Here is a 13,112-nt window from a genome sequence, read left to right on the forward strand (position 1 = left end):
CTCGGTTACTCGTCGTCCCAGTTGTAGCTTCCAGGCGCCAGGTTCTCGAATCGCGAGTACTTACCCAGGAACGCCAGCCGGACTGTACCGATCGGGCCGTTACGCTGCTTGCCGATAATAATCTCAGCCACGCCCTTGTATTCGGTTTCGGGGTGATATACCTCGTCCCGGTAAACGAACATGATGATGTCGGCGTCCTGCTCGATCGCACCTGATTCCCGCAGGTCCGAGTTTACGGGGCGCTTGTTGGGTCGCTGCTCCAGCGAGCGGTTCAGCTGCGACAAGGCGATGACCGGACAGTTGAATTCCTTCGCAAGCGCCTTTAGTGAGCGCGAGATTTCGGAGATCTCGTTTACTCGATTGTCACCACTCGAACCCGGAATCTGCATTAGCTGGAGGTAGTCGACCATGATCAAACCCACTTCGCCATGCTCGCGGGCCAGGCGCCGGGTGCGCGCGCGCATTTCCGACGGCGAAATGCCCGCGGTATCGTCGATGAACAATTTACGGTCGTTCAGCAGGTTGACTGCCGATGTCAGGCGCGGCCAATCATCATCGTCGAGCCGGCCGGCACGAACCTTCGTCTGATCAATTCGCCCCAGGGACGCGAGCATACGAATCACGATTGATTCGGCTGGCATTTCAAGCGAGAACACCAGCACCGACTTGTCGCTGCGCATCAAGGCGTTTTCAACGAGGTTCATGGCGAAGGTCGTCTTACCCATGGAAGGACGGCCCGCCACGATGATCAAGTCCGCTGGTTGCAAGCCGCTGGTCTGGTTGTCCAGATCGGTGAAACCAGTCGAAAGACCTGTAATGGCATCCCCGGCATTGAAGAGCTCGTCGATTCGGTCGATCGCCTTCACCAGGATGTCATTGATCGCCATCGGGCCGCCGGTCTTTGGCCGAGCCTCCGCGATCTGGAAGATAAGGCGCTCGGCTTCGTCGAGAATTTCTTCGCCCGTACGCCCCTGCGGTGCATAGGCCGAGTCGGCAATCTCGTTACTGATACCGATGAGCTGTCGGAGCGTCGCGCGCTCTCGAATGATCTGCGCGTATGCCTTGATGTTGGCAACCGACGGGGTGTTCTTGGCCAATTCCCCCAGATAGGCCAGGCCGCCGACCTGACTAAGCTGGCCTTCCTTGTCGAGCTGCTCGGACAGGGTCACGACATCGAACGGCGCATTACGCTCCGCCAAGCGGAAGATGGCGCGGAAGATCAGCCGATGATCATGCCGGTAGAAGTCGCCATCCGACACCTGGTCCAAGACGCGCTCCCAGGCGTTGTTGTCCAGCATCAGACCGCCCAGTACCGCCTGCTCTGCCTCGATCGAGTGCGGCGGGACCTTCAGCGCAGAGGTTTCGAGGTCGTATTGCTGGGGAAGGCTGATGTCATTCATGGCGCAGGAGACAACCAGAGAAAAGGAATTCAGGACCGCGTTTCATTTTCAAAACGCCGAAAAGCAATCGGGCACGCCCACCGAAATGGCACGTGCCCGATTCATAGTGGCCTCACGCGCAAAGCGCAAGACACACCGATCGCCTGCAAAGATTAGGCGGCGATCACGACCAGCTTGACGGTCGCTTCAACGTCAGTGTGCAGGTGCACAGCAACGTCGTATTCGCCAGTCTGGCGAATGGTGCCGTTAGGCAGACGAACTTCGCTCTTGGCGACTTCGACGCCCGAAGCGGTCAACGCATCAGCGATATCGGCGGTGCCGATAGAGCCGAACAGCTTGCCTTCGTCGCCAGCAGTCGCCGTGATGGTGACTTCCAACTCGGACAGCTGAGCAGCGCGGGTTTCGGCAGATGCCTTGCGGTCAGCAGCCGCTTTTTCCAGCTCTGCGCGACGGGCTTCGAACGCAGCGACGTTCTCGGCGGTAGCGGCAGTGGCCTTGCCTTTCGGCAGCAGGTAGTTACGGCCGTAACCAGCCTTGACGTTTACTTTGTCGCCAAGGTTGCCCAGGTTGGCGATTTTTTCCAGCAGGATGACTTCCATTGGGTCTTACCTCTCAAACTTTAACCTTCACCGCCCGTGGAATCGTCTTTGGCGTTCTCATCACGCCGGCGGCGACCACGGAAATCAATCAAACTGTCGACGATGGCCAGGACCACCAGCAACGGATAGATCACGTGCATGAACAGCACGACCACCACGTATAACCCGGCCAACCAGAATCGGCTGAACCCCATCCCATGTATTACGGCCAGGCCTGCAAAGGCCAGCGGAACACTGCAGATTGGCGTCAACATCGCCATCTGAGGCCCGAGATTTGGGCCTAAAAGCATCCCTACCACAAGCAACACGGTCAGCGGCACAGGCAGTCGAAGCGCTCGAAACTCCGCCCCAAACCCACCCGGGTTATACAACAACGCCTGCCAGTAGCGACCGAGCATCAGGCTCAGGATCGTTACCAGCTGAAGCAATGCGGCCATCAGGCCGGTCAGTACCGCGGCGAGCAGCCCGGCCAAGCGCGTACGCTCGTCAGGCGAAAGCTGTTCGTAGGTGTCGCCCAGCAATTGCGGCAGGAACTTCTCGAACTCAGACGCTAGCGCCTGGATGCTCTCGCCGAACACTACCGACAACAACAGCCCGAACACGACACCGACAGCCACACTGGCCATCAGGGTTCGAACCCACGACGCCGTACTGCGCAGCACGAATGCCAGCGCCAGTGTACCCAGCATGACCATGAGGGTCCTCGGCTCACCGAAGTACCACCAGGCCAACGCGGGCAACAACGCCCAGACGACGATCCCGAACGCGTCGCTGAGCCCACGACGCAGCAGCACGAGACTGCTGGCAGCGGCACTCAACCAGAACAGCAATGGCAACGCAGCGGAACCGACCACTACGAGAGTGGCCTGCATACGGCCGCGCATAATCAAATCAGCTAGGGCGCGCATGCGGTTTATCTATCCTTGCTTTCGACAGTCAGACCAATCAGCGGCCGTGGCTGTCGGTGTAGGGCAACAGGGCCAGGTAGCGGGCACGCTTGATAGCGGTGGCCAGCTGACGCTGATACTTGGCTTTGGTACCGGTGATACGGCTAGGAACGATCTTGCCGGTTTCAGATACGTACGCTTTCAGGGTGTTGAGATCCTTGTAATCGATCTCTTTCACGCCTTCAGCGGTGAAACGGCAGAACTTACGACGACGGAAGAAACGTGCCATGGATAGGCTCCTCAAATGATCCGGGATTACTCGTCAGCGCTGTTGTCGCTGCTGTCGTTGTTGCTGTCGTTGGAAGAGTCCGAGTCCGGACGCTCACGACGCTCACGACGCTCGCTGCGGTTTTCTTCGGCCTTCAGCATTTCGGACTGGCCAGTAACGGCTTCGTCGCGACGAATGATCAGGTTACGGATCACGGCATCGTTATAGCGGAAGTTGTCTTCCAGTTCAGCCAGTGCCTTGTTGCTGCACTCGACGTTCAGCATCACGTAGTGAGCCTTGTGAACGTTGTTGATGGCGTAAGCCAGCTGACGGCGGCCCCAATCTTCCATACGGTGGATCTGGCCACCGTCTTCTTCGATGAGCTTGGTGTAGCGCTCGACCATGCCGCCCACCTGCTCGCTCTGGTCCGGGTGAACCAGGAATACGATTTCGTAATGACGCATTGCAGCTCCTTACGGGTTGCAGCCTGCCGCGAATGCGATCAGGCAAGGAGAAAAAATAGACTGACATGCCGATCAAAGGGCGCGGATACGCCTGCCCGACCGGCAAGGGGCGCCATTCTAGAGAAGGGGCCAGGGGGAAGCAAGCGACGGGAAAGCCTTCGATCGGATCCTCGGAAAACCCCGAAAGCCCGCGATCCGCGGGCTTTCGGGCCACTGGTGAAGATCAGAGGCTACGGCATCCTGTATCAGAGCGTGTCCAGGAGCTTGCGAACCGCCTGGACATCATAGGGCTTGAGCATGACGTCCGCGTGGTCGATCCCGTGCTCACGCGGATTAACCGGATATCCGGAGGCGATCACAACCTTCAACGCCCCGTCCTGCTCGCGGGCACGGCGGATCAGCTCGATACCCGACATCCCTTGCAACCCAACATCGGTGAACAAGACATCGAACGCGCCCGGCGTCAGACACTGGAGCGCATCTTCACCCGACTCACACTCGGTCACACGATGCCCCAATTCCTCGATCACTTCACCGGTCAGCATGCGTAGCGTTGGGTCATCCTCGACCAGCAGGATCCGCAGTCCCGCTTCTTGCTCGGTCATCACACTCTCCTCATGCACCGGACTCTCAACCTCCAGATGCGGCTCGATAGTTACCTCACCCGCACCGTCTCGCCCCGTCCGCTCATCCAGCTGACGCCGGATCCGGCGGGCCAACTGCTCGATACCATACGGCTTGCCAAGCAGCTCGACGCCTGGATCGAGCTGACCGCTTGGGGTTATTACATTTTCAGGAAAGCCTGAAGCGAACAGCACAGAGACATGCGGCAGCAAGCGACGCGCTTCCCGTGCGACCTCCATGCACCCGAGCGACCCCGGCATCACGACATCGCTGAAAATCAGGTCGAACGTTCCGCCGGCTCTAAGCAGATCCACCGCTTCACGCGCGTCGCGAGCCTCGGTGACCCGGTAACCCAGCTCACGAAGCATTGCGACGGAAGTCGCCCGAACACCGCTGTCGTCCTCGACAACCAGGACGTGCTCGGTTCCGCCACGGATCTCTTGTGACCGGCCAGCGTCAGAAACACTTCCCTCCTCCAAACAGCGCGGAAGGAAGAGCGTGACCGAGGTGCCGCCGCCCGGTGCGCTGTCCAACAAGATATGCCCACCGCTCTGCTTAACGAAACCGTAGACCATGCTGAGCCCAAGTCCACTGCCAAGGCCGTCTCGCTTCGTCGTGAAGAACGGTTCGAATGCCCTCATGCGTACGTCCTCGGACATTCCACATCCTTCATCGATCACGCTCAGTTCGACATAGTCGCCCGGCTCGACCTCTGAGTGCCCCAGTAATTGTTCCGCATCGAGCACGACATTGCGCACGTGCAACTTCAGCGAACCCACCCCGGACATCGAATCCCGCGCATTGATGGCGAGGTTGAGCACAACGCTTTCCAGACTGCCTGGGTCGACGAAGGTTGGCCAAAGCGTCTCATCTACCTTGATTTCAATCTCGATGGCCTCACCCAACGCGCGGAGCAACGCGTTACTCATTTGATCGAGCATCCCACCAACGTCCACTGGCTTCGGCGCCAATGGCTGCTGACGGGCAAACGCGAGGAGCTGCGAGGCAAGCCGAGCGCCGCGATCTACGGCTTCAAGTGCCGATTCCACTCGCTGGCGTGAAGAGGAATTGAGATCGCCACTGATCTTAAGCAACTGAAGGTTGCCGCCAATGACCTGAAGGACGTTGTTGAAGTCGTGAGCCACTCCGCCAGTCAGCTTGCCGACCGCTTCCAGCTTCTGCACCTGGGTCAGCGCCTGCTCGACCTGTAGTCGCTCCGCCTCGCTTCGCGCCAGCTCGCGCGTGCGCTCGGCGACAAGCTCTTCGAGATGCTGCCGGTATCGAGCCAGCTCCTCTTCGCTGCGTTTTTGCTGCGTGACGTCCTGGCCTTGGGTGAAGATACCGGCCACCCGGCCATCCTCGCCCAGTACAGGCTGGAACGTGAAGTTGGCGAAAATCTGCTCGAGTCGATCACCGCGCTGGATCATCACCGGCATTTGCCGCACGATGAAGGGCTCGCCCGTGGCAAAGCACCTGTCCAGGTGAGCTACGATGCCCTGATCGACCAGTTCCGGAAGCGCCTGCGCCAGCGGAATACCCAGCCGGGCACGATAGTCGACGAGCTTGTCATATGCCGCATTGGTCAGCTCGTATACATGCTCCGGGCCTCGCACGAAGCAGATAAAACCTGGCGCCTGCGCAAAGATGCGCCGCAATTGCTCACCCTCGGCTTGCAAAGCCAAGCCTCGCGCAACGATCCCCTCGGCCAGCTGCATCACGGAGCCATCGTTGCCGCCCGCCTGTCGGGCAAGCTGCAGCTCGGTAATGTCGGATGTTGTGAGCAGTATCGCGTCCAACCCGCCCTGCCCTGCCAGCACGGGCGTCAATGTGGTACTCCAGTAGCGATCTACAACCGCACCCGCGCGCCCCGAACCGTCGGGAATGCGATAGCGGATAACGGGAAGGTTTTCCTGACGCTTGTACTGAATAACGCGCTCGAATGCCGTTACAAGTCGCTGCTCTTCGCCCTGCGCGTCCAGACTGGGCGGAAAGACATCAAGAAGGCAACGTCCGATGAGATCACCGGACGTCATGCCGGTTACAGCGAGGTACGCACGATTGACATCAAGGATGACGAGATCTGGGCTAAGCAACGCATAAGCACTTGGCGCAGCACGGAACAGTGCCTCGAAACCGCAGTGTTGCGACATAAATCCTCCACAAGCCGCCCGCCCGAGACCCTTCCGAGCGTTCACGCGGTGAACATCGAGTTCCATAGACAGCGCGTCTTTACGAGCGATCCCATAGGTTTCCCAAGAGATCGCAGAGAGACACTGCCGTCACAATAACGGTAGCGCCGAAGGAGTCATACGCGCAGCCTGATCAGGGTATTGGCCTCGATCCGGATGCGCACGCTTGAAGTGTCAGCGAGCTTTGCTTTGGCGCTGCCGCAGTGCCTCGAAAAGACAGACGCCTGTCGCAACGGACACATTTAGGCTGCTGACACTTCCTGCCATCGGCAAGCGAACGAGAAAGTCGCAGTGTTCGCGGGTAAGGCGGCGCATCCCCTTGCCCTCCGCACCCATGACCAGCACGATCGGCCCACTGAGGTCCTGTGCATAAAGGTCCTGTTCGGCCTCACCTGCGGTTCCCACAACCCACAGGCCGCGCTGCTGCAGCTTCTCGAGCGTGCGCGCCAGGTTGGTAACCGCCACGAGAGGAATGACCTCCGCGGCACCGCAGGCGACCTTTCGAACCGTCGCATTCAGGGTAGCTGACTTATCCTTCGGGACGATGACCGCCTGCACGCCGGCAGCGTCGGCCGTGCGCAAGCATGCCCCGAGGTTGTGGGGATCGGTCACGCCGTCGAGCACGAGCAGCAAGGGCGGCCCCTCGCTGCGCTCCAGCAGCTCGTCGAGCATGTTCTCGCCCCATACCTGGCTGGGACTGACATCCGCGACGACGCCCTGATGAACGCCCTCCACCCACTCATCAAGTTCGCGCCGCTGGCATTGAGTTACCGCCACGCGGGCGGCCTGCGCGAGGTCCACCAGAACCTGAACCCGCGGATCCTGACGCCCCTCTGCCAGCCATAGCTGCTTCACCCGCTTGGGATGATGGCGGAGCAAGGCCTCAACGGCATGTACGCCGTGAATACGCTCCCACTGGCTCATGATTTGGCCTTACGCTTTCGCGGCGCGGACTTGCCCGCGGCTTTGCCGCTGTCTGGCGCGGTGCTCTTGCGCTTCCCTTGGGCCGGCGTGCTGGCGGCGCGCTTACCGTCCTTGGTTGCCTTACCCTTACTGGTGCGAGCCTCGCCCATCAACGCCTTTTTCATCGCCCGACTCTTGCCGACATCGGTATTGCCAAGCAGTTTTTCCGCCTCGTCGAGCATCTCCGGCGGAACGCTGTTTTCAGCCGGCTTCTTGACGCGACCACCCGAGCGCTTGGCCCCGTCGCTTTTGGACGATCGTTCGGATGTGCGATCGTCACGCCCCTTGCCTCGGCCGCGCCCGCGCGAGGTCGGAGCGGGTTCCCAAACGGTTTCAGCCACCTCGAAGTCGATCTTTCGCTCATCCAGATCGACGCGCATGACCTTGACGGAAACGCTATCACCCAACCTGAAATGGCGGCCGCTTCGCTCGCCTGAAAGCCGATGGTGGATCTGATCGAAGTGGTAATAATCCGCTGGCAACGCCGTCACATGGACCATGCCTTCGACGTAGATGTCCCGCAGCGCTACGAAGATGCCGAAGCCTGTCACCGCAGTGATCACGCCATCGAAGGTTTCGCCTACGCGGTCGCTCATGAATTCGCACTTGAGCCAGTTCACCACATCACGCGTGGCTTCGTCGGCACGGCGCTCGGTCATCGAGCACTGTTCGCCCAGCTGTTCCAGCGCCGGCTCGTCGTACGGATAGATGCGAGCCTTGGGCATCACGGCTGCACCGACGCGCTCAACGTGGGATGTCTGCCGCTTGGAACGGATTACGCTACGGATCGCGCGGTGTACCAAAAGATCTGGATAACGGCGGATCGGCGAGGTGAAGTGCGTGTACGCCTCGTAGTTGAGGCCGAAGTGCCCGTTGTTGTCGGCGCTATAAACCGCCTGGCTGAGTGACCGGAGCATCACCGTCTGGATAAGTTGGAAATCCGGACGATCGTGAACGGTCTCAAGCAGCTTCTGGTAATCCTTCGGTGTCGGTCCTTCCTTGCCCTTGTGCAACGAAAGCCCAAGTTCGGTCAGGAACGCTTTCAGCTTTTCCAGACGCTCAGGCGGCGGGCCATCGTGGACACGGTAGAGCGAGGGAATGTCGTGATCCTGCATGAACGCCGCCGTTGCGACGTTGGCCGCGAGCATGCACTCCTCGATTAACCGGTGCGCGTCGTTGCGCTGGGTCGGCTTGATCTCGGCGATCTTCCGATCCTCGCCAAAGACAATGCGCGTCTCCTGGGTTTCGAAATCGATCGCGCCCCGAACGTGGCGCGCCTTTAGCAGCACCTTGTACAACGAATGAAGTCGCTTGAGGTGCGGCAATACCTCTGCATATTCTTGGCTGAGGCGACGACCATCTTCGGACTTGCCATCCTCCAGCATCGTCGCAACCTTGTTGTAGGTCAGCCGTGCATGGGAATGAATGACCGCTTCGTAGAATTTGTAGTCTGTCATCTTGCCGCTGCGTGAGAGCTTCACCTCACACACCATTGCCAGACGGTCCACATGCGGGTTGAGCGAACATAATCCGTTCGACAGCGCTTCGGGCAACATCGGGACCACCCGCTCCGGGAAGTACACGGAGTTGCCGCGGGTCCGCGCCTCTTCGTCGAGTGCTGAGCCTACTTTCACGTAGTGAGAAACGTCAGCGATCGCAACGAAGAGTCGATAGCCGGAGAACGGACCCCAACTGCCCTTTTCGCAATACACCGCGTCGTCGAAGTCGCGCGCGTCCTCGCCATCAATGGTAACGAACGGCAAGTCGCGAAGGTCGACACGCTTCTGCTTGTCCTTTTCGCTCACTTCCGGTGCGAGCTTGGAGGCTTCCTTCTCGACCGCCTCAGGCCAAACGTGCGGGATATCGAAGCTGCGAAGCGCCACATCAATTTCCATGCCCGGCGCCATGTAATTGCCGATCACTTCAATGACGTCGCCCTGAGGCTGGAAGCGCTGGGTCGGCCAGTGCGTGATACGGATCTCGACGAACTGCCCAGGCTTGGCGCCTGCATTACGGCCTGGAGTGACGAGAACCTCCTGCTGAATTTTCGGGTTATCCGGCGTGACGAAGCCAACACCGCTCTCTTCGAAATAACGGCCGACGATGGTTTCATGCGCGCGCGATACCACCTCTACGAGCGATCCCTCGCGGCGGCCACGGCGGTCAAACCCTGCGACGCGAGCCAGCGCGCGATCACCGTCGAACACCAGCCGCATTTGCGCCGGGCTCAAGAACAAATCGTCGCTCTTGTCATCGGGAATGAGGAAACCGAAACCATCACGGTGCCCGCTGACACGGCCGAGGATCAGATCGAGCTTATCGACCGGCGCGTAAGTGCCGCGACGGGTGTAGATCAATTGACCATCGCGCTCCATTGCGCGCAGACGGCGTCGGAGCGCTTCGAGCTGCTCCTCTCCGGCCAGTCCGAATTCCTCCACCAGCTGCTCACGGTTGGCCGGGGAACCGCGGTCATCCAGATGTTTGAGGATCAGCTCGCGGCTGGGGATAGGGTTATCGTATTTCTCCGCTTCACGAGCGGCCTCGGGATCGAGGGATTGCCAATCGGCCATTGAGTGGAAGTACCTTCTTGATAATTCAATGTTGAAATTCGTATATGCGTATTGAAGCGCGAAACGGGCCGCCGAGGCAGCCTTGCCTGTGCAATAAAATTTTTTCACAACAGGGGTTTACAACCCAAAACCCGGTCCGTATAGTGCGCCCCCACAACGACAGCAAACGTTGTTGAGTTGAAGCGACGCAGCATACACCGCTTCAATGCCCAGGTGGCGGAATTGGTAGACGCACTAGGTTCAGGTCCTAGCGGTGGCAACACCGTGGAAGTTCGAGTCTTCTCCTGGGCACCATATTCCACAAAAAACCGAGCCTCTGGCTCGGTTTTTTGTTTGCGCTGAATAAAATCTAGCGCAATGCGCCGATTCGAGCCAGTGCCCCGAGCTGGAATACGCGCACTGCGATCCTAATCCCCTGCCGACGGCTGCAGCCTCCAAATGGCCCTGCGCGCCGGTGAAATCGCGCCGCCTGCGTGACAGCCAACTCGATCGGAGCGGCTCAGCGCTGTGGACCGCGCGCGCAAAAAAGGGCCGCCGAAGCGACCCCCTTCTTTACCCACCATTCGATCAGCTGTAAGGATGCTGGAGAACGATAGTTTCGTTACGGTCCGGCCCAGTAGAGATGATCGCGATGGGCGCGCCGACGAGATCTTCGATACGCTTGATATAGGCGCGTGCGTTGGCAGGCAACTCGTCGAGACTCTTGACACCAACGGTCGACTCACTCCAACCCGGCAGATCTTCATAAACCGGCTGCAGACCGATGTAGCTGTCTGCATCGGTAGGTGCGTCAACGAGCAACTGGCCGTCAGCATCCTTATAGCCGACGCAGATGCGGATCGTTTCGAGACCATCGAGAACATCCAGCTTGGTCAGGCACAGCCCGGAAATGCTGTTGATTTCGATCGCGCGACGAATGATGACCGCGTCGAACCAGCCGCAGCGACGTGCGCGACCTGTGGTCGATCCGAACTCGTGGCCTTTCTTCGCCAGGTACGCGCCGGTCTCATCGAACAGCTCGGTTGGGAACGGCCCGGACCCCACGCGCGTTGTGTACGCCTTGGTGATACCGAGGATGTAGTCCAGATAGAGCGGACCAAAGCCCGAACCGGTCGCCGTGCCGCCCGCGGTCGTGCTGGAGCTTGTCACGAACGGATACGTGCCATGGTCGATATCGAGCAGCGAGCCCTGCGCGCCCTCGAACATGATGTACGCATTCTGGCGACGGAGCTCATGCAGTCGCGCAGCAACGTCGGTGATCAGCGGCTTGAGCACTTCGGCATAGCCCAGCGCTTCGTCGAGCGTCTGCTGGAAGTCGACCGCAGGCTCCTTGTAGTAATGCTGCAGTACGAAGTTGTGGTAATCGAGCAGCTCTCCGAGCTTCGCGGCAAAGCGCTCGCGATGAAAGAGATCACCGATACGCAGGCCGCGACGGGCCACTTTGTCTTCATACGCCGGCCCAATACCACGCCCGGTGGTACCGATCTTTGCATCCCCGCGCGCTTTCTCACGGGCCTGATCCAGCGCCACGTGGTAAGGAAGAATCAATGTACAAGCCGGACTGATCCGCAGGCGCTCACGCACCGGAACGCCCTTGCTTTCGAGGTTGGTGATCTCGCGCATCAGCGCATCGGGCGCAACCACGACACCGTTACCGATGAGGCATTCTACATTTTCACGCAGGATGCCGGATGGAATCAGGTGGAGGACAGTCTTCTCGCCATTGATCACCAGGGTGTGGCCAGCGTTGTGGCCGCCCTGATAACGAACAACTGCAGCCGCCTGATCGGTCAACAGATCGACGATCTTGCCCTTGCCTTCGTCGCCCCACTGGGTCCCAAGGACCACCACATTCTTACCCATAACGCTTGTCCCCTCGAACTCGAAGCCGGCGTTCGCCAGCGAACTTGTTTAGACCGTCAGCGGCAGAACCTTCCAGCCGCCATCCTGCCAGCACAGCTGGCGGTCACAGCCCGCAGTGCGGGCCGCCGCAATGTCCTGCCCAGGCATCGCCTGGATGACGCGGGTGCCGCTACGGCGAAGCGCGCTTACTGCATTCCACAACAATAGATCGTGACTATCCGGCGCCCAAACGCCAGGTACGACGTCAACCCTGGGCATGTCGCCCAGGGTGACCAGGGTCTTGAGATCCGTGGAGAACCCGGTAGCGGGACGCGCGCGCCCGAAATCGCTACCAATGTCATCGTACCGACCGCCCTGCGCGATCGCCTGACCTACGCCAGGGACGAAGGCCGCGAAGACTGCGCCGGTATGGTAGTGGTAGCCACGCAGCTCGCCCAGATCGAAATAGAGCGGCAGTTCCGGGTAACGCGCAGAGAGGGTGTCAGCGATGGCGATCAACTCATCGAGCGCAGCATGGACATCATCCGGCGCGTCAACCAGTGCCGCCTGGGCCAGATCCAGCACCTCACGACTACCACATAGGTCAGCGAGGGCCCGAAGCATGTTCGCCAGCCCGGCGGGAAGCGGCTCGGTCAGCGCATGGATCTCGTCTATCGCCTTGCGCTGCAGGGCATCGAACAGGATCTGCTCGGCAGCACCCGACAGGTTCGCGGCCTTCGCCAGCCCACGGTAGATACCGACATGGCCGAGATCCATATGCACGTCAGGAACCTTGGCCAGTTCGAGCGTCTCGAGCATCAGGCTGATCACTTCAAGATCGCCCGCGGGCGTGGCGTCCCCATAGAGCTCTGCGCCCAGCTGGATGGGACTACGGGACGTAGACAGCGCACGAGGCGTTGCATGCAGCACACTACCCGCGTAACAAAGTCGGTTCGGCCCGGAGACCTTCATGCTGTGAGCGTCGATGCGCGTGACCTGGGGTGTGATGTCTGCGCGAAAGCCCATCTGACGCCCCGACTGCGGATCGGTCACCTTGAATGTACGGAGATCAAGGTCCTGACCTGCGCCGGTCAGCAGCGATTCGAGAAACTCGATATGGGGGGTTACGACGAATGCGTAACCCCAGCGATGAAAGAGATCCAGCACATCACGCCGAGCCACTTCGATTCGTGCCGCCTCGGGCGGTAGCACCTCTTCGATGCCATCTGGCAGGAGCCAGCGGTCTATCGTCGCCATCTAGCCTTCCCCTTCTGACCGAGCGATCCACGCCCGGCAAACGGACGCC

The 13,112-nt window shown here is 60.0% G+C and carries 10 protein-coding genes and 1 tRNA gene; 1 reads left to right on the forward strand and 10 read right to left on the reverse strand.

Annotated features, from left to right (window positions below):
* Window positions 1–5: 5 nt before the first annotated feature.
* The 8 genes from dnaB to rnr form a co-directional block, all read right to left on the reverse strand.
* Window positions 6–1,400 carry a replicative DNA helicase gene (gene dnaB, locus ACY8D3_RS15185; RefSeq protein ID WP_462379629.1) on the reverse strand — a complete coding sequence of 465 codons (1,395 nt, stop codon included), beginning with the start codon at window positions 1,398–1,400 and terminating at the stop codon, window positions 6–8.
* Between the two features lie 152 nt (window positions 1,401–1,552).
* Window positions 1,553–1,999 carry a 50S ribosomal protein L9 gene (gene rplI, locus ACY8D3_RS15190; protein WP_462379630.1) on the reverse strand — a complete coding sequence of 149 codons (447 nt, stop codon included), beginning with the start codon at window positions 1,997–1,999 and terminating at the stop codon, window positions 1,553–1,555.
* Window positions 2,000–2,019: 20 nt separating this feature from the next.
* On the reverse strand, window positions 2,020–2,907 hold the full coding sequence (locus ACY8D3_RS15195; RefSeq protein ID WP_462379631.1) for a hypothetical protein: 888 nt from the start codon (window positions 2,905–2,907) through the stop codon (window positions 2,020–2,022).
* 37 nt (window positions 2,908–2,944) lie between these two features.
* Window positions 2,945–3,175 carry a 30S ribosomal protein S18 gene (gene rpsR, locus ACY8D3_RS15200; RefSeq protein ID WP_003095634.1) on the reverse strand — a complete coding sequence of 77 codons (231 nt, stop codon included), beginning with the start codon at window positions 3,173–3,175 and terminating at the stop codon, window positions 2,945–2,947.
* Between the two features lie 26 nt (window positions 3,176–3,201).
* A complete protein-coding gene (rpsF, locus tag ACY8D3_RS15205; RefSeq protein ID WP_462379632.1) occupies window positions 3,202–3,618 on the reverse strand; it encodes a 30S ribosomal protein S6 in 417 nt (138 codons plus the stop codon).
* A 245-nt stretch (window positions 3,619–3,863) separates the two neighbouring features.
* Complete coding sequence (locus ACY8D3_RS15210; protein WP_462379633.1) at window positions 3,864–6,392, reverse strand: response regulator; 2,529 nt, start codon at window positions 6,390–6,392, stop codon at window positions 3,864–3,866.
* Window positions 6,393–6,605: 213 nt separating this feature from the next.
* Window positions 6,606–7,355 carry a 23S rRNA (guanosine(2251)-2'-O)-methyltransferase RlmB gene (gene rlmB / locus ACY8D3_RS15215; RefSeq protein ID WP_462379634.1) on the reverse strand — a complete coding sequence of 250 codons (750 nt, stop codon included), beginning with the start codon at window positions 7,353–7,355 and terminating at the stop codon, window positions 6,606–6,608.
* On the reverse strand, window positions 7,352–9,964 hold the full coding sequence (gene rnr, locus ACY8D3_RS15220; RefSeq protein ID WP_462379635.1) for a ribonuclease R: 2,613 nt from the start codon (window positions 9,962–9,964) through the stop codon (window positions 7,352–7,354). Before rnr ends, rlmB begins: the two co-directional genes overlap by 4 nt.
* Window positions 9,965–10,171: 207 nt before the next feature.
* On the opposite strand from rnr, the gene ACY8D3_RS15225 reads away from it, so the two are divergent.
* Window positions 10,172–10,258 (forward strand) — tRNA-Leu (locus ACY8D3_RS15225).
* 273 nt (window positions 10,259–10,531) lie between these two features.
* On the opposite strand, the gene ACY8D3_RS15230 is transcribed toward ACY8D3_RS15225, so the two are convergent.
* A complete protein-coding gene (locus ACY8D3_RS15230) occupies window positions 10,532–11,827 on the reverse strand; it encodes an adenylosuccinate synthase (protein ID WP_462379636.1) in 1,296 nt (431 codons plus the stop codon).
* A gap of 48 nt (window positions 11,828–11,875) precedes the next feature.
* Window positions 11,876–13,063 (reverse strand): ATP phosphoribosyltransferase regulatory subunit, encoded by a 1,188-nt coding sequence (locus ACY8D3_RS15235; RefSeq protein WP_462379637.1) that lies wholly within the window; start codon window positions 13,061–13,063, stop codon window positions 11,876–11,878.
* Window positions 13,064–13,112 lie beyond the last annotated feature (49 nt).

The organism is Pseudomonas sp. Marseille-QA0892, from assembly GCF_054950135.1.

Coding starts and splice junctions, on each gene's coding strand:
- ACY8D3_RS15210 (WP_462379633.1), bottom strand. CDS start 6,392: ATGTCGCAACACTGCGGTTTCGAGGCACTGTTCCGTGCTGCGCCAAGT.
- rpsR (WP_003095634.1), bottom strand. CDS start 3,175: ATGGCACGTTTCTTCCGTCGTCGTAAGTTCTGCCGTTTCACCGCTGAA.
- rpsF (WP_462379632.1), bottom strand. CDS start 3,618: ATGCGTCATTACGAAATCGTATTCCTGGTTCACCCGGACCAGAGCGAG.
- ACY8D3_RS15195 (WP_462379631.1), bottom strand. CDS start 2,907: ATGCGCGCCCTAGCTGATTTGATTATGCGCGGCCGTATGCAGGCCACT.
- rnr (WP_462379635.1), bottom strand. CDS start 9,964: ATGGCCGATTGGCAATCCCTCGATCCCGAGGCCGCTCGTGAAGCGGAG.
- dnaB (WP_462379629.1), bottom strand. CDS start 1,400: ATGAATGACATCAGCCTTCCCCAGCAATACGACCTCGAAACCTCTGCG.
- ACY8D3_RS15230 (WP_462379636.1), bottom strand. CDS start 11,827: ATGGGTAAGAATGTGGTGGTCCTTGGGACCCAGTGGGGCGACGAAGGC.
- rlmB (WP_462379634.1), bottom strand. CDS start 7,355: ATGAGCCAGTGGGAGCGTATTCACGGCGTACATGCCGTTGAGGCCTTG.
- rplI (WP_462379630.1), bottom strand. CDS start 1,999: ATGGAAGTCATCCTGCTGGAAAAAATCGCCAACCTGGGCAACCTTGGC.
- ACY8D3_RS15235 (WP_462379637.1), bottom strand. CDS start 13,063: ATGGCGACGATAGACCGCTGGCTCCTGCCAGATGGCATCGAAGAGGTG.